This is a genomic window from Meiothermus taiwanensis WR-220, from assembly GCF_003568585.1.
Lineage (GTDB): Bacteria > Deinococcota > Deinococci > Deinococcales > Thermaceae > Meiothermus > Meiothermus taiwanensis.
This window is the reverse complement of sequence record NZ_CP021130.1, coordinates 57,603-80,777: the sequence shown is the minus strand read 5'-3', so window position 1 is coordinate 80,777 and position 23,175 is coordinate 57,603. Positions and strand designations below refer to the sequence as shown.

Here is a 23,175-nt window from a genome sequence, read left to right as displayed (position 1 = left end):
CCCGCCCGCCGCGCTGAGGCCCTTACTTGCAGCGCAGCACCAGCACCGGTCTTTCCGAACGATGCAACACAGCCTCGGTCACCGAGCCCAGCATGAAACGATCCAGCCCGCTGCGTCCGTGGGTGCCCATCACAATCAGGTCGTGGTTTTTGGCCTCGGCCAGGATGGCCTCCACCGGCCTGGCCTCCACCAGCTTGGTTTCGGCCTCTACCCCAACCGTCTGGGCCAGTTCGGCGGCTTTGCTCAGGGCTTCGCTCCCTACCCGCTTGAGATCCTCGAGCAGCTCGAGGCCATAAGGTACGCTCTCGGGGCTAATCCAGAAGCTCGAGCTGATATTCTCCAGGGCGTACAAGAAGGTCACCCGAGCCCCCATGTTTTTTGCGACTTCCAGACCCTCGCGAATGGCCTGCTGGCTGCAGTTACTGCCGTCGGTGGGCATTAGGATTCGTTTGTACATGGCACCCTCCCTGTCTTGGCTGTTTCCAGTCTAATACCCTGCACCCAGGACGAAAGCCCCCCGCGCTCGAGCCTCGTAACGCATTAGCCCAGCCGCGTAACGCTCCCATTATGCAAAAAAATGCGATTTTTACGTGATTTTCTGCTACATGCCTGTCAAGCGCAAATAAACAAAATTAACGTAACAGCCGGGTGTGCAGGGGGCCAGGTCGTTTTACAAAACCCTCCTACAATCGCAATTGCTTATGACCTTTCCTGAACTGCTCGCCAACTTGGTCGCCAAAGGCGTTTCTGATATCCACCTGCACGTGGGCCTGCCCATCATGGCCCGCCTGCATGGCCGGCTTATCCCCATTACTCAAAGCCCGCTTACCCCTCAATACACCGAGGCACTGGTAGACTTGATGTGCAACGAACGGCAGAAAACCCTCTTCGCCGAACGCAGCCAGGTAGACCTGGCCTATGGCGTGCCGGGTGTGGCCCGTTTTAGGGTTAACCTGTTCAAGCAGCGCGGCTCGGTGAGCTGTGTAATGCGGGTGGTCAACTCCGACGAGAGCAAGCTCAAAATCGTCTCACTACCCCAAGACACCATCAACTACTTCCGCGATAAAGAAAAGGGCCTGGTGCTGGTCACCGGCCCCACCGGCTCAGGAAAATCCACCACCCTGGCCCGCATCATCGATGAGATCAACCAGCACCACTCCAAGATGATCGTCACCCTGGAGGATCCCATCGAGTACCTGCACCGCAGCAAGAAATCTATTGTTGTGCAGCGGGAGATTGGACAGGATGCCCCCAGCTTTAAAGACGGGCTGGTCGCAGCCATGCGCCAGGATCCCGATGTCATCATGATCGGCGAGATTCGCGATCACGCCACCGCCGCCGCTGCTTTGGAAGCGGCCCAGACCGGCCACCTGGTCTTCTCCACCCTGCACACCCTCGACACCGTGCGCACCGTCAACCGGGTGCTCGACCTGTTCCCCCCCCACGAGCGGGAGGTGGCCCGCATCCTCTTTGCTGAGTCGCTGGTGGGAATTGTTTCTCAGCGGCTTCTGCCTAGCAAACAAGGGGGGCGGGTGTGCGCCATGGAAATCCTCAAGGGCAACCTGCGCATTCGCGATCTCATTCGAGACCCCGAGCGCACCAACGAAATCTACGAGGCCCTCAAGGACTCCTCGCTGGATGGGATGCAGACCTTCGATGACCATCTGGCCGAGCTCTACGCCCGCGACCAAATCGACCTGGAGACCGCCCTGGCCCACGCCACCAGCGCCCAGTATGTCAAGGTCAAGGCCCTGCAGATCAACGCAGCCCGCCAGACCCTTATTGACGAATCGGTGGTGCAACAGAGCAACTGATACCAGATTCGCTTAGTCCGCCGCCTTCCGGCGCCGAACTAACCCGACCGACGGGGTAGGCTTTCTTCGCCGAGCGTAGCGAGGGGTGGGCTCTAGGATGCAAAAAGATAGCCTCTGGAAGCTTTTGCTTTGGATGACTATCTTTTTGAATCCGGTATAAGATCCAGCCGTGGCGGCCCGAGCTTTGCCTTGCGGTGTCGAGCTGCTACAGCGGAGGCTTTATCTGGGCCTGCGATTGATTGCTGCCTGGTACAACACCACCCCCAGCGCCACCGCCGCGTTCAGGCTTTCAGCCCCTTCAGATAGAGGGATTCTGGCCAGTTCGTCGCAGTGCTCGGCCACCAGCCGGCGCATACCCTCGCCCTCGGAGCCGATTACAAGGGCCAAGGGGCGCTGGTAGTCGAGTTCGGCGATGGTTTTGCCAGCTTTGCCGCTGGTGCCGTAGACCCAGACCCCTTGCTGTTTGAGCTGCTCGAGGTAGCGAGGAATGTTTTTGACCTGTAGCAAAGGGATTTTACTGGCTGTGCCTGCCGAGGCCTTCATCACCAGGGCAGACAGCGGTGCGCTTCTGCGTTCTTCTGTTACCACTCCATGCGCCCCTAGGGCAAACGCGCTGCGGATGATGGCCCCATAGTTGCGTGGGTCGGTGATGCCGTCCAGCACCACCAGCAAAACCTGCTCACCGCGCTTTTTTGCCAGCCGAAAAGGGGCCTCGAGGTCGGCGTAGGCAAGCTCTGCAATCTCGGCCACCAGCCCTTGGTGCTGGGTGGTTCGCACCATCTGATCGAGTTGGATGCGCGGTACCGTTTGGTACGAAGCCCCCAGTTTGTCCAGCTCTCTTAAAAGCCAAGCTTCCACGCCCTTAGCTACCCAGACCTGCTCCACCCAGCCTTCGCGTAAGGCCTCCAAGACCGGGTTGCGCCCATAGATCAACATGGGAACAGTCTAAACTGACCGGTAGCTGGTGGCGGCCAGAAATTTTGATTTTTTTCAGCATCGCCGGGCTCTTTATGGGAACCGCTTTATACCAGTTTCGCTTGAATCCTTCACCGCCATGGGCAGTCCGAGGTCAAGGATTCAAGCCGACAAAGGGGATAGAAAAGCATTTCGGCAGTACCGTTTAGACTTTCAAAAGTTAACGATACTGCCGGAATGCGTATCAGTCCTGACGACCCAGGTTTCTGCACACGCGGCTCGAGCTACGAGACCGGCGTCACCGCAGCAGTATCCTCCTCGCCAGTGCGAATGCGGTAAACCTTCTCTACCGGGATCACAAAAATTTTGCCGTCCCCCACCTCGCCGGTGCGGGCCCCGGTCAGGATAGCCCGCACAGTTGGCTCAACAAAGTGGTCCGAAACGCCAATTTCCAGCCGAACCTTTTCGGAAAGCTCCATCTTTACGGTGGTGCCCCGGTAGGTTTCAACCCGCTCGGTCTCGCCACCGTGCCCCTGTATGCGGCTGATGGATAAACCCCGCACCTCGGCCTTGAAGAGGGCCTCGAGTACATCGTTGAGCTTTTCGCTCCGGATAATGGCAACAATCAGCTTCATCAAGCCCTCCCTTAGTCGGTGCCACCCGCTGGCTTGGGTCTGGCAGCCGGTAGAACGGTCTCGCTCTTTACCAGGATGGCCCCTTCACCGCTGGTGTAGGCCTCTTCACCATGCTGGCTGACATCCATGCCCACCCCTTCTTCCTTGGCAGTCGCCTTGAGGGGGGTGATGGCCCCCACCAGCTTAAGCAACACAAAGGTTATAGCTCCGCTGTACACCACCGCTATAAGCACGGCGAAGGCCTGGATCAGCACCTGGGCAGGATTGCCTGCAATCAGGCCATCAAACAAACCGTTGACCGACTTTTGCGCAAACACCCCGGTCAGGATCGCGCCCGTAATACCGCCAATCCCGTGCGCTGCAAACACATCCAACGAGTCATCCATCCCGCTCCTAGCCCGCCATAAGAGCACAAAATAGCTGGGGAAGGCTCCAATCGCCCCCATCACCAGTGCGTAGAAGGGGGCGACAAAAGCAGCCGCAGGGGTAATTACCACCAGGCCCACCACAATCGCAGTAGCCAACCCCACGGCGGTCACCCGCCCCGTGCGCAACAGATCAATAAGCGACCACACCACAATGGTCGCAGCAGGGGCCAGGATGGTGTTGGTGAGGGCCAGCCCGGCCGTAGCACTGGCCGCCCAGGCGCTGCCGGCATTGAAGCCAAACCAGCCAAACCACAGCAGCGCAGCTCCCAGCAAAACAAAAGGCACGTTGTGCGGCAGGATGGCCTGCCGTCCGAAGTCTTTACGGGCCCCCAGCACCAGGGCCGCCACCACCGCGGCAATCCCGGAGTTGATATGCACCACCGTACCGCCAGCAAAGTCCCAGGCCCCCAGATCAGCCAGAAAACCGCCCCCCCAGACCCACTTGGCAATGGGGGCGTAGACCAAAAGGCTCCAGAGGGTGACGAACAGCAAAAAGGCCGGGAAGCGCATCCGCTCGACCACCGCCCCCGAGATTAGAGCAGCGGTGATGATGGCAAAGGTTCCCTGGAAGATCATCCAGAGCATGTGGGGAATGGTGAGGGAAACAATCGCCCCCTTGTTCTCCATACCCACGTTATTTAAGAACACGTAACGCAGGTCGCCAATGAAGTTGCCATCCCCGGAGAGGGCCAGGGTGTAGCCCAGCAAGGCCCAGGCCACGGCCACAAAGCCCAGCGCCGAGAAGCTCATCATCATGGTGTTAAGGGCGTTTTTAGAACGAACCATCCCCCCATAAAAGAAAGCCAGCGCTGGCGTCATTAGCAGAACCAGGCCGGTGGCTACCAGCATCCAGGCGGTGTCGGCAGCGTTGAACTCAGGGTCTTGGGCGAAAGCCAGGCCACCCAGCAATACCGTCAAGCCAAGCGGTAGTCGAAGGTTTTTCATCAACCCTTCACCTCCTGAGCACTAGGCTACCGATGGATTGTACAAATTGTCAATGCTTTTTGTGACATCTGTTAATATTTTTATTTACACTATGCAATTTACTGTAATGTAAGTCGCCTTATTTTGGACAATATATGCCAGATGTCCAGAAAAAATTTGACATACCCTGGATTCATGCGCCGGGCCACCGCGAGCTGTCCTACAATGCAATCCACCATACCCCCTACAACCCATTTGGCTCTAAACTAGAATTCGAGCATGACCGAGCGGCAGCGGCGCATACTGCACCTTCTGGTAGATACCTACATCCAGACCCAAGCCCCCGTGCCTTCGGGGGTGCTGGCCCAGCAGTTGTCGCTTTCGCCGGCCACCGTGCGGTATGAGCTGATTGAGCTCGAGCAACAAGGCTTAATCGGCAAACCGCATACTTCGGCAGGTCGTGTACCCACCCGCGCCGGATTCCATCACTACGCGCTCTCCAAACTACCCCCCAACCCCTTGCCCCAGGCCATGCTGGAGAAACTAGCCCAGGTGCTGGAGGATGCCGGCCCAAGGCGAGAAACGCTGCTGGTGCAGGTAGCCTCCAAGTTAGCCGGCTACCCCGCTACCCTGCGGCTACGGCCTCAGCGCGCACCCAAGCTTTTGCAGGTGCACCTTTCCAACCTGACATCTGGCAAAGTTTTGGCGGTGGCAGTGCTGGAAGGTGGACGGGTTCGCGAAGCCCGTATCGAGCTGTCCTTCACACCCACCGAAGCCCAGCTCAATGAGGCCGAGCAACGCTTGTACAAGGCCAACGGGCCGGTTAAGGCCAGCACACCTGCCATGATGGAACTGTACGAATCCATCGGAAGGGCCTTCGCCCAGGGCAGCCAAGAAGAGTACCGCGAGGGAATGGGCCTCTTGCTTAGTGAGCCCGAAGCCCAAAACCCTCTATTCCTGCGCCAAGCCATTGCGGTGTTCGAGTCCCCCAGCGACTCCACCTTTACCCCGCCCGGCGGTGTGAATGTTCGGGTTGGTGAAAATGAAGGGCTTTCGTTGGTGCAAGCCGGCATTAAGATCAACGACCAGATCGGCGAGCTGACCCTTCTAGGCCCGGTTCGCATGCGCTACGAAAGGGCCTTATCGGTAGCTTTTACCATGAGCCAGGTGTACATGGGAAAGTGACCAGGCCATACTGGAGGCGCTCTCAACCCTATGCATCTAAACCACAGCCCTGGACTATTCTTTTAAATATGCGCGTACAGGTGTTGTTGTTTGCCCTTTTCCGTGAGCAGGCCGGCCAGGCCCGGCTGCAGCTCGAGCTGCCCGAAGGTTCCACCGTGGCCGATGTCAAAGCCCTGCTGGAAGCCCAGTATCCCCTGCAGCTCAGCGGTGGACTGGCTGCCATCAACGAACAGCTCGCCCAACCCCACCAGCCACTCAAGGACGGTGACGAGCTGGCCTTCTTACCACCAGTATCGGGCGGATCCACTACACACGCTGCCGATCCAGCCCTGGCAAGCGGAAACGAAAGCTTTGGCCTGACCTACGAAGCCCTGGCCCTACAACCCTGGATAGACTGGGCTTCAGACGAACCCTACGGCGCGGTGGTCAGCTTTCTGGGCACCACCCGTAGCCCCAACAAAGGCCTAGTGGTGAGCCATCTGGAGTACGAGGCCTACCCCAGCATGGCCGAGAAGGTAATGCAGCAGATTATCGCCGAGATGCGCACGCGCTGGGTGCTGGGCCGTGTGGCCTTGTGGCACCGCCTGGGCCGGGTGCTGCCGGGTGAAAGCTCGATCTTAATAGTGGTCTCGGCACCCCACCGCCCCGAGGCTTTCGAAGCCTGCCGCTATGCCATTGAGCGGGTCAAACAAATTCTTCCGGTTTGGAAAAAGGAATTCCTGCCCGACGGCTCCCATTGGGTAGAGGGGCATGCATCGGAGGAACACCGCCTTTAACACCCTTTACAGCCTCCTGTCGGGAAGCCTCAATGCAAAGCATGAGAAAGACCGCCCTGGACTGAGTATCTACAACACCCCAATTGTCCTGTCGCGTTGGACAAACGCGAGCGCCTATGCTATAAATGACAGGTATGTCTCAGCATAGGGTCTAGAGTCCCTGGGGAGACAACCCGTCGCGCAGACCATCCACAGCCCAGTCCCAGAGCAATCTGGGCGGGGTTTTAGCGCGACGAACGGCAAAGGCAGAGAGGAAACAGGCGAATGGAAGACCAAGCTACCCAGACTCCAGTGGAAACTGGAAAAGAACCCCAAGCTTTTAGCATGGAGCAGGCCCTGCAGGACGCAGAGGCAAGGCTCGAGAAGACCGTCCAGCGCGGCCAGATTGTCACCGGCACAGTGGTGTTCGTCACCAACGACGGCGTGATGGTAGACATCGGGGCGCGCACCGAAGCCGTTATTCCGTTCAATCAGCTCACCGAGGAGAACCTGTCTGAAGAGGAGCTCAAGAATCTCCTCAAGCCAGGGGATACCGTGACTGCTTACGTGGTTCGGGCCGACCTCGAGAACGGCCAGGTGGTGCTCTCTAAAAAGAGGGCCGAGGCCGACCAGAGCTGGGTCAAGATTCAGGCCCTCTACGAGCAGGGCGAACCGGTAATGGTGCAGGTTAAGGAAAAGGTCAAAGGGGGTCTGGTAGCAACCATTGAGGGCCTTCGCGCCTTCCTGCCTGCCAGCCAGGTGGATCTGAAGCGCACCCCCGAGCTCGACGAGTATGTAGGCCAGAGCTTTTTGGTCAAAATCATCGAGCTTAATCGCAAAAAGGGCCGGATTATCCTGTCGCGCCGTACGGTGCTGGAAGCTGAGCAAAAAGCAGCCCGGAGCCGGATACTCGCCAGCTTGAAAGAGGGCGACATTGTCGAGGGCCAGGTGGTTGAGGTCACCGATTTTGGCGTGTTTGTGGCTTTAGGCGGCGTGGATGGCCTGGTGCACCGCAGCGAAATCACCTGGGGCCGCTTCAATCACCCCAAGGATGTGGTGCAGAAGGGCCAGACCGTCAAAGCCAAGGTGCTCTCGGTGGACACCGAGCGCGAACGGGTCAACCTCTCGATGAAAGCCCTCTCCCAGGATCCCTGGCTGACCGTCTCAGAAAAATACCCCGTGGGCTCCAGGCTCATTGGCAAGGTGGTAGGCCTAACCCAGTTCGGGGCCTTTGTGGAGGTGGAGCCCGGCCTCGAGGGTCTGATTCACATCTCCGAGCTGTCCTGGACCAAGCGCCCCAAGCACCCTGGCGAGATCTTGAAAGAGGGCCAGGAGGTTGAGGCCCAGGTTCTGCGCATTGACCCGGAGGAGCGCCGGCTCTCGCTGGGCTTAAAGCAGACCCAACCCGACCCCTGGAAGAGCCTACCCGACCGCTACCCCCCGGGCACCCCAGTCAAGGGCAAGGTCACAGGCCTCACCGACTTCGGGGTGTTTGTAGAGATCGAGCCGGGCATCGAAGGCCTGATTCACGTCTCCGAGCTAGCCTACGAGCGCGTCGAGAAGCCTTCCGAGATCTTCAAGAAGGGCGACGAGGTTGAGGCGGCCATCCTCCAGATTGACCCGGTAGAGCAGCGCATCAGCCTCTCACGCAAACGCCTGCTACCTCCTCCGGCCCATGCAGTCAGCATCCCCGGCGGCGAGGAAGGCGAGGGTCGCAAGAACCGCCGCGAGGGCAAAGAAGGCGAGCGCCCCAAGCGTTCGAAGAGCAAGGGTGGGGCTCGCGAAGGGCGCAGCCGCGACCACGACTACGAGTACGGCATGGGTGGTGGGGCCGCCTCCTATACCAACTACGATCCCAGCGTGGTGGCTACCTCCAACACCAACGTGAAGCTCGGTGATGTGTTCGGCGATCTCCTGAGCCAGCTTGCGCTGGAAGAGGACAAAGACAAAGAAAAGGCCTAACCATTACTCTGCCAGACAGCAGCCGCCCAGGTGGGCGGCTATTTTCATGGAGATCGGCGTTTGGTGATACGGCTCCCAAAAGCCAGTCATACCGGATTCAAAAAGATAATCTTCCAAAGCAAAGACCTCCAGAGGCTATCTTTTTGAATCCTAGAGCACTCCCTTCGGTCGGGTTGGTGCGCCGCCTTCCAGCGCCGAACTAAGCGAGTCTGGTATTAAAACCCCAAAAACCGCCCATTTTCCTGCAAAACCACCCCATCGGCCAGAAGACGCCCCCCCTGGCGCAAGTCCAGGATCAGATCCCAGTGGATCGAGGAGGTGTTGGTTCCGCCGGTTTCGGGGTAGCTCTGGCCCAAAGCCAGGTGCACCGTGCCGCCGATTTTTTCGTCGTAGAGGATGAGGCCGGTGGGGTGAGTGATACCGAAGTTGGTGCCGATGCCCAGCTCGCCCAAGCAGCGGGCTCCTGGGTCGGCCTCGAGCATTTTCAGCAGGTATTGCTCGCCGGTCTGAGCGCTGGCCTCTACCACCCGCCCTTCCCGAAAAAATAGGCGCACCCCCTCCACCCGCTGCCCCGATACCACCACTGGCAGGTTGAAGTGTACCTGGCCCTCAACCGAGGCCTCGAGCGGGCTGGTAAACACCTCACCGCTGGGCATGTTGCGCTTGCCGTCGGAGTTGATCCAGGTGCGCCCTTCCACCGATAAGCGCAGGTCGGTTCCGTCGGCCTGGATGCGGAGTTCCTTTACCTTACGCAGCCGCTCGATGAGGGCGGCCTGGAATGCCGAAAGTTCGTGCCAGGCCGCAATGGGATCGGGCCGGTCGAGGTACAAGGCCCGCTCCACCAAGGCCCGGAACCCAGCGGTGGACATGCCGGCCTGCTGGGCATAGCCAGCGGTGGGGTATAGGGTCAGACACCAGCGCTTGCGGGCCCGCATCTGTTTGTAGGGCCGCCAGCCTGCTTCAAACTGGGCTATGCGGGCTGGGGGCACCTCGCTGAGCTCGAGCGGATTCTGGGCGCTCTCGATGCGTAGGCTGGCATCCACCTGTTCCATGAGCTGCATCTGGGGTCTTGGGGGCCGATCCAGCCAGGCCTCGCCCAGCATAAAGAAGGGCCTCGAGACCGCCGCCGGAAATAGCTGCACAATGGGGTAGGCACCACACTGCAAAACCACCTCATGCAGGGCCTCGAGCAAGGGGAGGGCGGCGGGTTCAGCTTCAATCAGCACGGTCTGACCCGGTTGCAAGTCCAGGCAGTAGCGCGCCAGTAACCAGGCAAAGCGGCCTTCCATATCCTCAAAGTTATACCGGAGACCGTTGGAATTTTGCCCAGCACATCGAGCAAATTACCCTGTCGAAATCCTCAGGCGCATATGCACGTGAAATTCACCACTTCTGCGCTATGATGTAAAAAGCATGAGCGAAGTCAAAATCACACCGCTGGCCCGTCGTCTGGCGGAAGAGAACGGCATAGACTGGCGTCAAATTAAGGGCACCGGCCCCGACGGCACGGTGGTAGAGCGTGATATCCTAGCCTTCCTGGCAAAGGTTATGGCGGGTGAGGTCAACCTGCCGCCCACCCCCGAGGAGACGGCCCCTCCGGCCAGCGTCGTTCCCGACATGACCCAGGCCCAGGCGGTTCTGCAGAAGGAAGGGGTGCAGCTTGGCGATCTGGTGCCCTCGAGCCCCAGCACCCCCCCACCACCGGCATCGGCCCTGCCCACCCTGGAAGACATCGAGTTCGACCTCGACCTCGAGCCCACCCCTCCCCCTCCGGTACCCCCGGCCAGCGCGGCCTTCGAGGAAGCCCCCACGCTGGCCTCCGAGCCTGAAATCGTACCCAATTTTGAAGAGCCAGAGCCGCTCGTAAGCACCGGGCCTCTTTCCACCCTCCAGTGGGAGGAGCCCGAGCCTCTAAGCCCGCTCCCCGAGGTCAACCCCGAGCTGGCCAGCCTGCCCCCCTTGCCCAGTGAGCCCGACCTCGAGCCCCCCAGCAGCGCCAACAAGCTAATCTGGGAAACCCAGGAGGTTCTGACCGCCCCCGAGGTTCCTCCCCCTGCACCCGAACCCTTAGCGCCCGGCATGAGCTTCACCAACGTCCCCGAACCCCGCCTGGCTGAAGCCGAGCCTCCACCCACCCCTGGGTATCAACCCCCGGTCGAAGCGCCCCCGACACCCCCTGCGGCTGCCATACCCACCCCTTTCGCCGACACCGGTCTAGGCATCGCTCCTGGCGCGGAAGCTACGCCCAGCACCCACATGCTGCGGGTTCAGGCCTGGCAGCGGCTGGTAGCCATTGCTCCCGCACAAGAGGCCGCCCAAACCCTGAGCGAGGCCTGGCACATGGAGGTGGGGCTGGACGCTCTGCTGTACCGGGCGGTTGACAAAGCCCTATCCGACACTCAAACCCCCCTGCGCCCCACCAAAGGCCGCCTCGAGGGCAACGAGCTCAAAAGCCTGCGGGTGGCCCCCGCCCAGTCGTTGCGGGGCACCCTGGACTCGCTGCGCATGGCCTCTGAACCCGCCGAAGGGCTGGTGGTGCTCTCGCTGGCGGACAGCGCCTTCGATCAGGTCATCTTCCCTGGCCTCTCCACCCTCACCCTGGGCCGGGCCAGCGGCGGCCATGCTTTGCTCTCGCTTTCGGGTGATATGCAAGCCGACCAGGCCGGAAAGCTCTTGGAGCGCATCGCCTACTACCTCGAGCGCCCCATCCTGCTGGCCTAACCCACAGGCCAATCGGCGCTTGTGCAAAACTTGCAATAAAAACATCCTGTAGATAGTTTGATTAAGCTCGCTTTAAGATAACTCGTCCGCAACTAGGCACAGGGGGGGGCTTGTGCTAGGCTCGAGGCATGAGGAAAACACCCTGGCTTCTGCTTTTGCTGCCGCTGGTGCTCTCGAGCTGCATTGTTGTGGTCGACTTACCGGTATCTAACTTCCGTTTCGACAGCAACTGGCAGCGTACAACCGATGGAGCCTATGTGTTCTGCACCAACCAAGACAGCTACATACGCTATAGCTTCAGCGGACCCAGTCCAGATCGCATTCGAACCATCACTGAGATTTATCGAGGAGAAATCTCAGGAAGAGAATTGCCAGTACTTCGTCCGAAATCAGATCTAAACTATTCAGGTGGCAGATATACTTTTGTTGGTAAACTTACCTTCGGTGATACAGGCATTCCACAAAGCTTGCAACCGTTTTCGATAGTGGTAGTTCCCACCCTTCCCCCCCCTGTCACTACCAACCCACCCCGCGCTGCCATAAACGGTGCAACCGAGGTGACGGTGGAAGTGGTCAACACTGCAGGCATCACCTATCGCGGAACCTACACCTACATTACCTATGCCAACTGCCCCTAGAAAGGACTTTTGAATCCTATGCTTCGCCCGCTTTTGCTTCTTTTGCTGGCTTTTGCCCTTTCTTCGTGCATCCTTCTGGTGGAAGAGGACGAACCCCGGCGACCCGTCCAGCCGGTGCAGCCCGTTACGCCGGTTACCCCGGTACAGCCCAGCATTGTGACGCCCGGCCCCGGCACCTTCACCTACCGCTGCAGCGGGGGGACGCTGGTGGTGAACTACCTGGACAGCAACAACCTGCGGCTGTTCTACGATGGCGCCTTCCAGAACCTGAGCCTGGTGCGGCGCAGCCCCACCCTGCTGTTTAGCGGCGGGGCCGGGGGTGCTTATACCTGGGAGTGGACGGGCAGCCGTGGCACTCTTACGGTGCGGGGCCAGGTGGTGCTTAGCAATTGCGCTCTGTAAAAAATCACACGAGCGGAGGCGGTATGAAAAAAATCATCGGCATATTGGGCCTGGCATTGCTTTCTTCGGCCTTGGCACAGCCTTTGCGTCCTCAAAGCATCATTGTGAACCCCACCCCTCCACAAGACCTGCAGGTGCGGGTCTGGGTGGATAAGGATCCGGGCAAAACCGGCAACCCGGTTTACCAGTTTGGCGAGAACATCCAGATCTCGGTGCAGGTTACGCAGCCGGCTTTTGTGTACCTCTTCAGCGTGCGGGCCACCGGCGAGATCAACGGGATTCTGCCCAACGCCTTCGAGCAGCAAAACTTCCTCCAGGCCGGCGAGGTGCGCACCTTCCCCGGCATCGGGGCCCCCTACACCTTTACGGTGGAAGGCCCGGCGGGGCAGGACAGGGTGCTGGCAGTGGCCAGCCGCCGTCCGCTGGACGTTTCGGAGATTGTGGACATCCAGACCGGGCGGGCCCGCATCCAGGGCGAGAGCAACCTGGCCCGGGCCCTCTCGATTGTGGTTACGCCCATCCCCACCAACGACTGGGTGACCGATGAGGCCTATTTCATTGCCGGGCAACTGCCCCCGCCCCCGCCCAGCACCGGTACCCTGTCGCTCAACAGCACCCCCAGCGGGGCCCAGGCGCTTATCAACGGGCGCTTGGTGGGTACTACGCCCCTCACCCTCGAGCTGCTGCCGGGTAGGTACAACCTCGAGCTGCGCCGCAGCGGCTACAACCCCCTGCGCACGGCCTTTACCATCCAGGCCGGCCAGGTTACGCGGCTCAACCTGACCCTCGTCGCCACCCCACCGCCCACCGGCGTTTTGTCGGTGGAGAGCAACCCCTCGGGCGCACAGGTGCTCATCAATGGCCGGGTGGTGGGCAACACCCCCCTCAACATCACCCTCAACCCCGGTAGCTACACGGTGGAACTGCGCCGCGGCGGGTTCAGCCCCTTCCGCACCCTGGTTACCATTCAGGCGGGCCGCACCACGCGCCTGACCGCCAACCTGATCAGCATTGCGCCCCCACCACCACCGGTTCAGCCCGTCCAGCCGGTGCAACCCGTGCAGCCCGTCCAACCGGTTCAGCCGGTGCGCCCACCCTCGGGCTCCTTCACCTACACCTGCCAGGGCGGCACGCTGGTGGTCAACTACATCAGCAGCAGCCAGGTGCGCCTGTTCTACGACGGGGCCTTCCAGACCCTGCCCCTGGTGCGTAGCGGCGCGGAGCTGGTCTATTCCAACAACATCTACACCTGGGAGATCGGGCAGGTAGGCCGCCTGATTGTACGGGGGCAGGTGGTGCTCTCGAACTGCCGGATTTAGTTTTTCGGTGCCTCGAGCTGCCAGAGGGCTCGAGGCGCTCTTTTTGCAAATCACTTTACAATCTTTATCAGTTTTTGCCCCACAATGAGCTTCTATGGAATGGCTAACCCAGCCCTGGCCCTGGTACGTGGCCGGCCCCTTGATTGGCCTGACCGTACCCCTACTGCTCCTGATTGGCAACCGGCGCTTTGGCATCTCCTCTTCGCTGCGGCACGTGTGCGCCGCGCTGGGCAGCCGGCTGCCCTTCTTCCAGTACAACTGGCGGGCCGAAAGCTGGAACCTGGCCTTTGTGCTGGGCATCGTGCTGGGGGGGTTTGTGGCGGGGGTGCTACTGGCCAACCCCAACCCGGTGCAGCTTAATCCCCAGACCGCAGGGGCCCTTCAGCAGATGGGGGTCTCGGCGGATTCGGGTTTTCTGCCCAAAGAATTGTTCTCCTGGCAGGCGGTGTTGAGTCCGGTGGGGTTCTTGTTTTTGCTCCTGGGCGGCTTTTTGATTGGCTTTGGGGCCCGCTGGGCGGCGGGGTGCACCTCGGGCCACTCCATTACGGGGCTGGCCGCGCTACAACTGCCCTCCCTGCTGGCCACCCTGGGCTTTTTCGCGGGCGGCCTGGTCGCGGCCCATTTCATCCTGCCCTGGGCCCTGGGTCTCCTGAGGTGAAGCATGGCACTCCCGATTCGTGACGAGTTCGAGCTGCAAAGCAAAGCCCACACCCCCGGCGCGGTGGGCCTGCTGGCGTACCTACCCTACCTGCTGGCCGGGGCTTTCTTTGGCATAGTGGCCATCCGCAGCGAGATTGCCTCGTGGTACCGCATCTACGAGATGTTCCGCTTCGAGTCGTTTCACATGTACGGGGTGATTGGCAGCGCGGTGCTCACCGCGTCCCTCTCGCTGTGGCTCCTGCGGAAACTGGAGGTGAGGTCGCGCGACGGTGAGCCCCTGCGCGTGCGGCCCGCCGACCCCGGGCGCTACCGCTATCTGCTGGGCGGGGTGGTGTTTGGGCTGGGCTGGGGGCTGGTGGGGGCCTGCCCCGGCCCCATCTACGCGCTCTTGGGCAGCGGCTATGCCGGGGCGCTGGTGATCCTGCTGGGGGCGCTGCTGGGCACCTATGTGTATGGCCTGGTGCAGCGCCACCTGCCGCACTAATCCGGTTCCCAAAAGGCCAGGGCCTGCTCGAGGTCGGTTTGCTCCTGCCGCACCCGTTCTACCTGCGGCAGCCTGGCTAGGTGTTGCCGTCTGGCTTGCAGTTCGGCCCATAACAGAGGATGCCGGGCCTTGAGCAGCAGCGGCCCATAGCGCAGGGCGGCCTCGAGCGGCAGCCCTTGGTAGGCCGTACAGGGCCCCCGCGCCAGGGTCAGGATGCTGTAGCGCCAGAAGCCCTGCACCATCTGTTCGTTGACCAGGGCGTAGCCGGCTTCCAGCGCCCAGCGGCGCAGGGGCAGGGCGCTGTCGTTGGGCTGGAGCACCAGGCGGGGCGGTAGCCGCTCGGGGTGGGCCGAGAGAATCTGAACCATCAGGCGGGCCCCCATCCCGCACAGACTCAGCGAGTCGGCCTCGCCCGGTTCCAAAGGCCCCAGCCCGTCGCCCAGCCGCACCTCCGCGCAGAGGCCCTGCAAAGCCCGCCTCGAGTTCTCCCAGGGCCCCCTGTGCTTCTCCACCACGATCACCCGCTCTACCCGCCCGCTCAGGAGCAGGTAGCGGGGCAGCAGGGCGTGGTCGGAGCCGATGTCGGCGTGGGTCGGGGCGCTTATTTCCTGGGCCACCGCTTGTAGGCGGGGCTCGAGTTTAGCGGTAGATCCAGGCATAGGCCACCAGCAGCGTTACCAGCGTGAGCGGCAGGCCAAAGCGCAGGTGCTCCCCAAAACCCAGGTGGTAGCCCTCGCGCCGGGCCGCCTCGGCCACAATCAGGTTGGCCACCGAACCCAAAAGGGTCAGGTTGCCCGCCAGGGTGGAGGCCGCCGCCAGCAGCAGCCAGCCCTGGGTATCCCCCGCCGGAATCAAGGGGTACAGCAGCAGCACCGCCGGCACGTTGGAGATTAGGTTGGAGAGCAGCACCGTCACCCCCACCAGGCCGGGGGCGGTGGCGGCCAGGGGCTCCAGCAGGGCCAGGATGCCCAGCTTCTTGACCGCGGCCGTGACCATGAACAGGCCCGAGAACATCACCAACAGCTCCCAGTCCACCCGCATAAAAAAGCGCTCCGAACGGATGCGGCGGCTCCACAGCAACAGCCCCGCGGCAATCAGGGCGGCCTGGGCCAGCGGGTAGCCCAGCACAAAGGCGGCCAGCAGGGCCAGGGTAATCCAGACCCCCTTGAACAAAAGCGCCCGGTTGAAGCGGAAGCGCAAGGGCGGCAGGGGCGGCAGGGGGGCCCTCGAGCGCACCGCCGGGTACAGCGCGTACAAAAGCCCCACCTGCACCGCCAGGCCCAGCAGGGCCACCGGGGTCAGGGCCGCGGCAAAGTCCAGGTAGGTAATCCCGGACAGGCTTCCCACCACAATGTTCTGGGGGTTGCCGGTCAGGGTGGCCACACTGCCCAGGTTGGTAGCCCCGGCCAGGGCCAGCAGGTAGGGTACGGGCGGCAGCCCCAGGGTGCGGGTGAGGGCCAGCACCAGCGGGGTGAAGAGGATGGCGATGGTGTCGTTGAGGAAGAGCGCCGACAGCAGGCCGGTGCCAAAGGTAAGCCAGACCAGGAGGCCCAGCGGCGAGCGGGCCAGGTGCACCAGCCCATTCAGCGTCAGCTGAAAAAACCCCGCATAGGCCAGGTGGGTGTTGAGCACCATCACCCCAAACAAAAACCCCAGGGTATGGGGCTCCAGGGCCCGCCAGGCCTGCTCGAAGTCGAGCACGCCCAGCACAATCAGAAAAGCAGCCCCGGTAAGGGCGATGGCCGCACGGTTCATGCGGTAGCCGGGCCAGTAGCCCAGGCCCAGGCCCAGGTAGGTCAGGCCCAGCACCAGATAGGCGAGCAGTTCCACCCCGTTCATCCCAAACCCCATCCAAATTTTCTCACACGCTTGGGCGCTGGGGGCAAGCCCAAAAGGCGCAGGGAGCCCCCGGTCAGAGGCCCCCCATGCCCAAACCCGTATCAGACCTTTTCAGTGCGCTGCTCGGCCGTCTGCAACACCCGTAGCAGGGCCTGGGCCTGCTCGAGCCGCTCGATAAAGTAGCTCGAGCCGGTCTCACTCAGGGCTTCGTACTCACCGCGCTCAGCATCCACCCGCACCGCCACCACCCGCCGGGTCTGGATAAAAATCTCGGCCCAGGGCAGGTATTCTTCGATTCTGCTCATACTCAGATAAAAATAGCGGAGAAAAACCAAAGGCCATGTCGAAATTCGACAGCAAAACGGCCTCGAGCGTTTCTTAGACTTCTCAGCCTAATAGGGTGCCGCTTCTTGGTTTACTAGCGCAGGGCCAAGGGGCGCCAGGCCTTATCGAGAGCTCAGCCCGGCCGGGCTTTGGGGCCAGAACTGCACCAGCAGCTCCCGCAGGCCCACCAGAGCACCTGCCATCACCAGGGTCAGAATCAACCAGACCGATACCACCTCACCCAGAGCCGGTGCTTCGGTGCGCCATAAACGGGGCCTTCGCACCAGTTGAGCAGCCGCAAAAGCCGCAAATACCGTGAATAGGAACCAAATAAATCCGAACATATTGTGCCCAGGTTAGCACCCCGGCTGGCCCGGGCCTGTGCAAAAATACCAGGGAAGTTGGGGCCATGTCCGATACCAGTCTGCCCATCTATTCTGTTTTACCCGCGCTGCGAAAGGCCCTGGACACGCATCGCACGGCCATCCTGCAAGCCCCGCCCGGTGCGGGCAAGAGCACGGTGCTGCCGCTGGAACTGCTCCACGAGCCCTGGCTCGAGGGCCAGAAGATCTGGATGCTCCAGCCCCGCCGCCTGGCCGCCCGCAACGTGGCGGCCCGCATGGCCGACCTGCTGGGGGAGCCGGTGGGCCAGACCGTGGGCTACCAGGTGCGCTTCGAGCGGCGGGTGGGGCCCGCCACCCGCATCGAGGTGCTCACCGAGGGCATCCTGACCCGCCGCCTGCAACAGGACCCCGGCCTGGAAGGGGTGGGGCTGATCCTCTTCGACGAGTTCCACGAGCGCAGCCTGCAGGCCGATCTGGGCCTGGTGCTGTGCCGCGAGGTGCAGCAGGCCCTGCGCCCGGATCTGCGCCTCTTGCTGATGTCGGCCACCCTGGATGCAGAGGGGCTGGGCACGTTTTTACAAGCCCCCGTGCTAACCGCGGAAGGCCGGCAGTACCCGGTAGAGATCCGCTACCTGCCCCGTGACCCCGAGGGCCCCCTGCCGGGGGTGGTGGCCGCTGCGGTCTCGCGGGCCCTGGCCGAGCATGCGGGCGATGTGCTGGTCTTTCTGCCGGGGGTGGCTGAGATTGCCCGTGTAGAGCGGCTGCTGACCGAGCGGCATCCCGAGATAAAAATCACCCCGCTTTATGGCGACCTGCCCCTGGCCGCCCAGCAGGCCGCCATCCTGCCCGATCCGAGGCAACGCAAGGTGGTGCTGGCGACCTCCATCGCCGAGACCAGCCTGACCATCGAGGGCATCCGGGTGGTGGTGGACTCGGGGTACTCGAGGCTTCCACGTTTCGAGGCACGCAGCGGCCTCACCCGCCTGGTCACCGTGCGGGTCACCCGCGATGCTGCCCAGCAGCGGGCCGGGCGGGCCGGGCGCCTGGGGCCGGGGGTCTGCTACCGCCTGTGGAGCCCGGCCACCGATGCACAGCTACTACCCCAGCGCCGACCGGAGATTCTGGAAGCCGACCTGGCCTCCTTGGTGCTCGAGCTGGCCCGCTGGGGGGTGCAGGATCCCTACGCCCTGGACTGGGTCACACCGCCCCCCGCCGGGGCTTTGCGGCAGGCCCGCGATCTGCTCGAGGCCCTGGGGGCGCTGGAAAACCACACCCTGACCGAGCGGGGCAAGGCCCTGCTCGAGTGGCCCACCCACCCCCGGCTGGCCCATCTGCTGCTGGAGGGTCTGGCTTTGGGGCAGGGCGCCCTCGCCGCCGACTTGGCGGCGCTGCTGGAGGAGCGCGACCCCCTGCCCCGCGAGGCCGGGGCCGACCTGGGCCTGCGGATCGAAGCCCTGCGGCACTGGCGCCAGACCCGGCAGGCTTTGCACGGTGCCGAGACCGGCGCGCTGTCCAGGGTGGAGCGCCTCAGCCAGGAGTGGCGCAAGCGGCTGGGGGTGACAACCGACAACCGCCCCCCCGACCCGCACACGGTGGGCCTGCTGGTGGCCCAGGCCTACCCCGATCGCCTGGCCCAGCTGCGCGAGGGCGACCGCCTGCGCTACCGGCTCTCGGGGGGGCGCGGGGTACGGCTGGGCGAGGACGACCCCCTGGCCGGCACCCCCTGGCTGGCCGTGGCCCATCTGGATGCCGGCCAGGAGGAAGGGCGCATCTTTCTGGCTGCTCCGGTCGAGCCCGAGCGTCTGGCCCCCCTGGCCCGTCCCGTGGAGCATATCGCCTGGGACGCCCGCAACGGGGTTCTGGTAGCCCAGCGCGAGCTGCGGATTGGGGAGGTGGTGCTATCCAAAGAGCCCCTGGCCCACCTCGAGCCCGCCAGGCGCCGCGAGGTGCTGTGCCAAGCAGTTCGCAGCGAGGGTTTGGGGCTTCTGCCCTGGACGGAAGCGCTGCGCCAGTGGCAGGCCCGCGTGCTGAGCCTGCGCCGCTGGCGGCCTGAGGAGGGCTGGCCCGATGTCTCGGACGCCCACCTGCTGGAGACCCTCGAGGACTGGCTGGCCCCCTGGCTGGACGGGGTCTCGCGCCGCGAGGACTTTGGCCGGCTCGAGCTCCAAAGCCTGCTGGGCGGGCTTCTGCCCTGGCCTCTACCGGCCCGCCTGGAGGCGCTGGCTCCTACGAGGCTCGAGGTGCCCAGCGGCTCGAAAATCAAGCTCACCTACAGCCCCGATGGCAGCCCGCCGGTGCTGGCGGTCAAGCTACAGGAGCTCTTTGGCCTGGCCGATACCCCCACCGTCAACGAGGGCCGCACCCCGGTTTTGCTGCACCTGCTCTCCCCCGCCGGGCGGCCCATCCAGGTGACCCAGGATCTCAAGAGCTTCTGGAACAACACCTACCCCGAGGTTCGCAAGGAGCTGCGCGGGCGCTACAGCAAGCACCCCTGGCCCGAGGATCCCTGGAACGCCGAGCCCACCCGAAAAACCAAGCCGCGGTGAGAAGCGCCTACGGCTCGGCAGGCTCTGGTTCCAGATACCCCCCACGCACTGTCGCACCAACCACCATGCCGGCCGCCACCAGCACCAGGTTTTTGATGATGTACTGCCCCTCTAAAGTGGGCGCGTAGGGAAAGCGGGTAAATACTTCCGCCGGAAAGAAGAAGACCGGCAAGAGCGTGCCCAGCATCTGCAAAGCCATGAGCAGTAAGGTGGCCCGCATCACAAAACCCTGCGGGTGCGCAAAGATCAATCCAAGACCGATCAGGCTTTCCCACGCAGCCAGTATTAGAAGCCCCCAGGCAGGTGGAAGCAGCCCGAAGGAGAGCACCTCGATGGTGCGGCCCGCAAGATCCTGAGCCGGGCTGAGCCCTGGGAAAAATTTCAGCAGGCCAAACCAAAGGAAAACCAACCCCAGGCTCACCCGCAGCATGCCCAGGCTATTGCGAGCTAAAAAGCGCGTAATTCTGCGGTCAAGGCGGTCGAACGGACGGGGTGTTCGCTGCAGCCTCTCCATGCGCCTAAGATGCCATGGGTCATCTGGACTTTTGTCCCGAACAGGGTCGTCTCAAAAATTTGCTAACCTAAAGATTAGAAGCATGGACGATAAGAAACTGAACCCGCTGCGCCTGGTGCTGCTGACTGCTCTAATCGGATACTTCGCCTTCCTCTTCACCCGGCCACAGCCAGAAGAGCCCCTGGCAACCCAGGTGCCCGCTCCAGCACCGGCCACCACCCCCGCTTCTACCTGCCTGGGCCAGATCACGCAAGTAGCTCAAGGTGCAAACGAGATTCGCTTGACCATCACCGGCTCGGCAGAGCGCATCCTGGTCTACACCGACCAGGGCAACATCACCGCTTCCACTTGGGAAACTGGTAGCGCCGGCGAGTACCGCATCCGCACCCCTGGCCCCGCCACCGCCGTGCAGCTCGACGATTGCCCGGTGCTCAACCTGAGGTGATGCTTCCGGGACATCGAGAGCATCTTTTCTTCAAAAAACACCCAGAACGCCAGGATGACCAAGCCGGGCCGCTCGAGCACCGCTCTGGCTCCTAGGCCTTCCTCGACTGAACGGCCATCACCCCAGAGGCCATCCATAAGCCGCCCCTCACCCGAGTAATACCAGATTCGGTTAGTTCGCCGCCTTCCGGCAGCGCATCAACCCGACCAACGGGATACGCTTTCTTCGCTGAGCGTAGCGAGTTTGTGCTCCAGGATTCAATAAAGATAGCCTCTGCAGGGCCGCTACCGGCATCTGAATTTGCCGGCTGGCCTCGAGCAGCCACCAAGGGCGGTATGTCTTGAGACTGGTGCGCCCGGCAGGACTTTCCCACGGGTGCAGTGCTGGAGGGGGTGTGGTTTCTTAATCCGCTGGAGGATGCGCCTGGCTAAACCTGGTAGCGCACATAGGGGTTCTCGTGCGGGGGCCCGTCGGAGATCCAGAGCTCCTTTGTCCCCAGGTTCATGATCACCGAAACGATGGTGCGGTAGGGCTCACCCAGCGCGTATTCCTCCGGGCTGGCGGTGCGGCAGACCGCGTAGGGGGCCCCCTCCCGATCGCGCAGGGCGGCCTGCAGGTCTTCCAGGCCGGGTTTTTCCACCTCACTCAGCCGCAGGGCCAGGCGCTCGGCCCGGTGGTGGGAGCGGTCGAGCCACTCGATGGGCGGCACCTCGATGCCGTAGCGCTCGGGGGCCAGGTAGTGGTTGGCGTGCACCAGCTGGCGCTCGTCCTGCCAGAGGGCAACGGCCTTGGGCGAGACCTCTATATCCACGGCCCGCTCCCCCTGGCCCAGGAGGAAGTTGCCCGAGGCGGTTCGCGGTTCGGCGACAAGAATCTTCTGCGCCTCTGCGAGGGTTTTCTGCCGCAACACCTCATAGGTGCGCAGGTGGAAGGGCTTGCCCAGCCCGGCCCAGTTGTCGCCCAGCGAGACCAGCCCGTTGATGCACAGGCCCAGACCATGGGAGTTGAGCCCAATCTTGCCGCCGAAAATGCCGGCCTCGGTAAAGGCCAGGATGCGGGTTCCGTCGGGCTCGGTGATGTGCTGCAAGGCCCCCTTTACCCCTTCCATCCAGTCCCAGTTCTGGCCCAGCCACAGGTGGCCGTCGGCGCTGTGGGCGGGCATCAGGGCAAAGGCGGTGCAGCCGTTGGGGGCCTCGTGGGCGAACTGGTAGTAGACGATCTCGTAGCGCACGTTGAGGGTGGCGATGTCGACCAGGGGTTGGCCGGATCCTGCGGCGATGCCCTCGAGGCCCTGCGCGTAAGCTGGGTTTTGTTCCCGGATGGCCTGGAGGTAGCGGCCCCCCCGTGCGCGGGCCTCGCTGGGGGAGAGCCTGCACTCCACCTCGAAGCGGCGAAAGTAGAGCTCGAGGTTGTGGGCGATCTGCTCGGCCCAGGCGGTTCCTTGCTGGTGGCCCTGCTCGTAGGGGGGGCCGGAGAGTTGCAGATAAGGCAGCATATCCACCGATATTATGGGCCTAGGGGCCCAGGTGGAATGTAAACCCCGGCCCCCTGCGCCACAGGGCGTGATCCACGTTGAAACACAGGCCGTCGTTGTACTCCAGCGGATAGAGCACCTCCTGGGGCCGTTGCTTGGTCAGGCTGTAGATGGGCGTGTGGCCGTGCACCAGCCGCCGGCCGCCCAGCTGCCCCAGAAACTGCTCGGTCAGAGCGATGCCTCCCTCGATAAAAGCAAACCGGCTGGTGAACTGCTCGGACAGGTGATCCCATGTTTCGACCCTGTCGGAGTGCAAAACCTCGTACAGGCTGCGGTTGATCTGCTCCAGGCTGTTGCCCCATTCCAGATAAAACAAGCTGTCGGCGTGCATCAGCAGGGTGTTTTCAACCAGGGCCAGGGCCGGGCGGTTGGAGAGCCACTCGACATGGGCCTCGCCAAGGCGCTTGAGGTCGCGTGCTTTACCCCCCACATATTGCCAGATTTCGTAAAAGGTCACGCTCTGGCCCTGGCGCTTGAAGCTGGGGATCTCGGTATCGGTAAAGTGGTACGCGGCCAGCAGCATCAGGTCGTGGTTGCCCAAGAGGGCGTGCACAGCGCCCCCGGCAGCGCGGGCCTCGCGCTCCAGGCGCATCAAAAGCTCAATCACCCCCACCCCATCGGGGCCGCGGTCGGTGTAGTCGCCCAGGAACCAGAGTTGATTGGTGCCCCCAGCCCACTCGAGCCCCTCGCCGATAAACCCCTCGCGCTGCAGGAGCCGGATGAGGGGTTGAAGGCAGCCGTGGATGTCGCCGACGACGTAGTGCACCATCCGACAGTGTATCATCCA

At 62.6% G+C, this 23,175-nt stretch carries 24 protein-coding genes; 12 read left to right on the top strand and 12 right to left on the bottom strand.

Annotated elements, in window-relative coordinates:
• Positions 1 to 22: 22 nt before the first annotated feature.
• Complete coding sequence (locus MTAI_RS00445; RefSeq protein WP_027888089.1) at positions 23 to 457, bottom strand: universal stress protein; 435 nt, start codon at positions 455 to 457, stop codon at positions 23 to 25.
• A gap of 244 nt (positions 458 to 701) precedes the next feature.
• Here MTAI_RS00445 and MTAI_RS00440 point away from each other — a divergent pair, with 244 nt between their 5' ends.
• Positions 702 to 1,814, top strand: a complete 1,113-nt coding sequence (locus MTAI_RS00440; RefSeq protein ID WP_027888090.1) for a type IV pilus twitching motility protein PilT — start codon at positions 702 to 704, stop codon at positions 1,812 to 1,814.
• A gap of 219 nt (positions 1,815 to 2,033) precedes the next feature.
• Here the strand turns inward: MTAI_RS00440 and rlmB are convergent, their stop codons facing one another.
• The 3 genes from rlmB to MTAI_RS00425 form a co-directional block, all read right to left on the bottom strand.
• Positions 2,034 to 2,750: a 23S rRNA (guanosine(2251)-2'-O)-methyltransferase RlmB gene (rlmB, locus tag MTAI_RS00435; RefSeq protein ID WP_027888091.1), complete on the bottom strand. Its 717-nt coding sequence runs from the start codon at positions 2,748 to 2,750 to the stop codon at positions 2,034 to 2,036.
• 263 nt (positions 2,751 to 3,013) lie between these two features.
• Positions 3,014 to 3,364, bottom strand: a complete 351-nt coding sequence (locus MTAI_RS00430; RefSeq protein WP_027888092.1) for a P-II family nitrogen regulator — start codon at positions 3,362 to 3,364, stop codon at positions 3,014 to 3,016.
• Positions 3,365 to 3,375: 11 nt separating this feature from the next.
• Complete coding sequence (locus tag MTAI_RS00425; protein WP_027888093.1) at positions 3,376 to 4,737, bottom strand: ammonium transporter; 1,362 nt, start codon at positions 4,735 to 4,737, stop codon at positions 3,376 to 3,378.
• 258 nt (positions 4,738 to 4,995) lie between these two features.
• Between MTAI_RS00425 and MTAI_RS00420 the strand changes: the two genes are divergently transcribed.
• The 3 genes from MTAI_RS00420 to MTAI_RS00410 all read left to right on the top strand — a co-directional run bounded on the left by MTAI_RS00420 (position 4,996) and on the right by MTAI_RS00410 (position 8,618).
• The gene (locus tag MTAI_RS00420; RefSeq protein ID WP_027888094.1) at positions 4,996 to 5,901 is read left to right on the top strand and encodes a DeoR family transcriptional regulator; all 906 of its coding nucleotides are present in this window, start codon (positions 4,996 to 4,998) and stop codon (positions 5,899 to 5,901) included.
• A gap of 68 nt (positions 5,902 to 5,969) precedes the next feature.
• Positions 5,970 to 6,677, top strand: coding sequence for a molybdopterin converting factor subunit 1 (gene moaD, locus MTAI_RS00415; RefSeq protein ID WP_027888095.1), 708 nt, complete (start codon positions 5,970 to 5,972; stop codon positions 6,675 to 6,677).
• Between the two features lie 264 nt (positions 6,678 to 6,941).
• On the top strand, positions 6,942 to 8,618 hold the full coding sequence (locus MTAI_RS00410) for a 30S ribosomal protein S1 (RefSeq protein ID WP_027888096.1): 1,677 nt from the start codon (positions 6,942 to 6,944) through the stop codon (positions 8,616 to 8,618).
• A 215-nt stretch (positions 8,619 to 8,833) separates the two neighbouring features.
• On the opposite strand, the gene MTAI_RS00405 is transcribed toward MTAI_RS00410, so the two are convergent.
• Complete coding sequence (locus MTAI_RS00405) at positions 8,834 to 9,907, bottom strand: aminopeptidase (protein WP_027888097.1); 1,074 nt, start codon at positions 9,905 to 9,907, stop codon at positions 8,834 to 8,836.
• A 124-nt stretch (positions 9,908 to 10,031) separates the two neighbouring features.
• Between MTAI_RS00405 and MTAI_RS00400 the strand changes: the two genes are divergently transcribed.
• The 6 genes from MTAI_RS00400 (at position 10,032) to MTAI_RS00375 (ending at position 14,842) form a co-directional block, all read left to right on the top strand.
• A complete protein-coding gene (locus MTAI_RS00400) occupies positions 10,032 to 11,339 on the top strand; it encodes an E3 binding domain-containing protein (RefSeq protein ID WP_027888098.1) in 1,308 nt (435 codons plus the stop codon).
• A 128-nt stretch (positions 11,340 to 11,467) separates the two neighbouring features.
• Complete coding sequence (locus tag MTAI_RS00395; protein ID WP_081698394.1) at positions 11,468 to 11,977, top strand: hypothetical protein; 510 nt, start codon at positions 11,468 to 11,470, stop codon at positions 11,975 to 11,977.
• A gap of 18 nt (positions 11,978 to 11,995) precedes the next feature.
• Positions 11,996 to 12,379: a hypothetical protein gene (locus MTAI_RS00390; protein ID WP_027888099.1), complete on the top strand. Its 384-nt coding sequence runs from the start codon at positions 11,996 to 11,998 to the stop codon at positions 12,377 to 12,379.
• Positions 12,380 to 12,402: 23 nt separating this feature from the next.
• Complete coding sequence (locus MTAI_RS00385) at positions 12,403 to 13,698, top strand: PEGA domain-containing protein (protein WP_027888100.1); 1,296 nt, start codon at positions 12,403 to 12,405, stop codon at positions 13,696 to 13,698.
• Between the two features lie 94 nt (positions 13,699 to 13,792).
• On the top strand, positions 13,793 to 14,356 hold the full coding sequence (locus tag MTAI_RS00380) for a YeeE/YedE family protein (protein WP_027888101.1): 564 nt from the start codon (positions 13,793 to 13,795) through the stop codon (positions 14,354 to 14,356).
• A 3-nt stretch (positions 14,357 to 14,359) separates the two neighbouring features.
• Entirely contained in the window at positions 14,360 to 14,842 is a 483-nt protein-coding gene (locus MTAI_RS00375; RefSeq protein WP_027888102.1) for a DUF6691 family protein, read from the top strand.
• Here the strand turns inward: MTAI_RS00375 and MTAI_RS00370 are convergent.
• The 4 genes from MTAI_RS00370 to MTAI_RS00355 form a co-directional block, all read right to left on the bottom strand.
• Positions 14,839 to 15,501, bottom strand: coding sequence for a tRNA (adenine(22)-N(1))-methyltransferase (locus MTAI_RS00370; protein WP_027888103.1), 663 nt, complete (start codon positions 15,499 to 15,501; stop codon positions 14,839 to 14,841). The two genes, MTAI_RS00375 and MTAI_RS00370, sit on opposite strands and share 4 nt — an antisense overlap.
• Positions 15,482 to 16,681 carry an anion transporter gene (locus MTAI_RS00365; protein WP_182482376.1) on the bottom strand — a complete coding sequence of 400 codons (1,200 nt, stop codon included), beginning with the start codon at positions 16,679 to 16,681 and terminating at the stop codon, positions 15,482 to 15,484. Before MTAI_RS00365 ends, MTAI_RS00370 begins: the two co-directional genes overlap by 20 nt.
• A gap of 101 nt (positions 16,682 to 16,782) precedes the next feature.
• A complete protein-coding gene (locus tag MTAI_RS00360; RefSeq protein ID WP_027888105.1) occupies positions 16,783 to 16,986 on the bottom strand; it encodes a hypothetical protein in 204 nt (67 codons plus the stop codon).
• Positions 16,987 to 17,127: 141 nt separating this feature from the next.
• On the bottom strand, positions 17,128 to 17,349 hold the full coding sequence (locus MTAI_RS00355) for a hypothetical protein (protein WP_027888106.1): 222 nt from the start codon (positions 17,347 to 17,349) through the stop codon (positions 17,128 to 17,130).
• 65 nt (positions 17,350 to 17,414) lie between these two features.
• On the opposite strand from MTAI_RS00355, the gene hrpB reads away from it, so the two are divergent.
• Positions 17,415 to 19,895 (top strand): ATP-dependent helicase HrpB, encoded by a 2,481-nt coding sequence (gene hrpB, locus MTAI_RS00350; protein WP_027888107.1) that lies wholly within the window; start codon positions 17,415 to 17,417, stop codon positions 19,893 to 19,895.
• Positions 19,896 to 19,902: 7 nt separating this feature from the next.
• On the opposite strand, the gene MTAI_RS00345 is transcribed toward hrpB, so the two are convergent.
• Complete coding sequence (locus tag MTAI_RS00345) at positions 19,903 to 20,409, bottom strand: hypothetical protein (RefSeq protein WP_027888108.1); 507 nt, start codon at positions 20,407 to 20,409, stop codon at positions 19,903 to 19,905.
• Between the two features lie 82 nt (positions 20,410 to 20,491).
• Between MTAI_RS00345 and MTAI_RS00340 the strand changes: the two genes are divergently transcribed.
• Positions 20,492 to 20,854, top strand: a complete 363-nt coding sequence (locus tag MTAI_RS00340) for a hypothetical protein (protein ID WP_027888109.1) — start codon at positions 20,492 to 20,494, stop codon at positions 20,852 to 20,854.
• 427 nt (positions 20,855 to 21,281) lie between these two features.
• On the opposite strand, the gene MTAI_RS00335 is transcribed toward MTAI_RS00340, so the two are convergent.
• Positions 21,282 to 22,349 carry a C45 family autoproteolytic acyltransferase/hydrolase gene (locus tag MTAI_RS00335; protein ID WP_051349833.1) on the bottom strand — a complete coding sequence of 356 codons (1,068 nt, stop codon included), beginning with the start codon at positions 22,347 to 22,349 and terminating at the stop codon, positions 21,282 to 21,284.
• Between the two features lie 19 nt (positions 22,350 to 22,368).
• Positions 22,369 to 23,157, bottom strand: coding sequence for a metallophosphoesterase family protein (locus MTAI_RS00330; RefSeq protein WP_223299751.1), 789 nt, complete (start codon positions 23,155 to 23,157; stop codon positions 22,369 to 22,371).
• Positions 23,158 to 23,175: the final 18 nt, after the last annotated feature.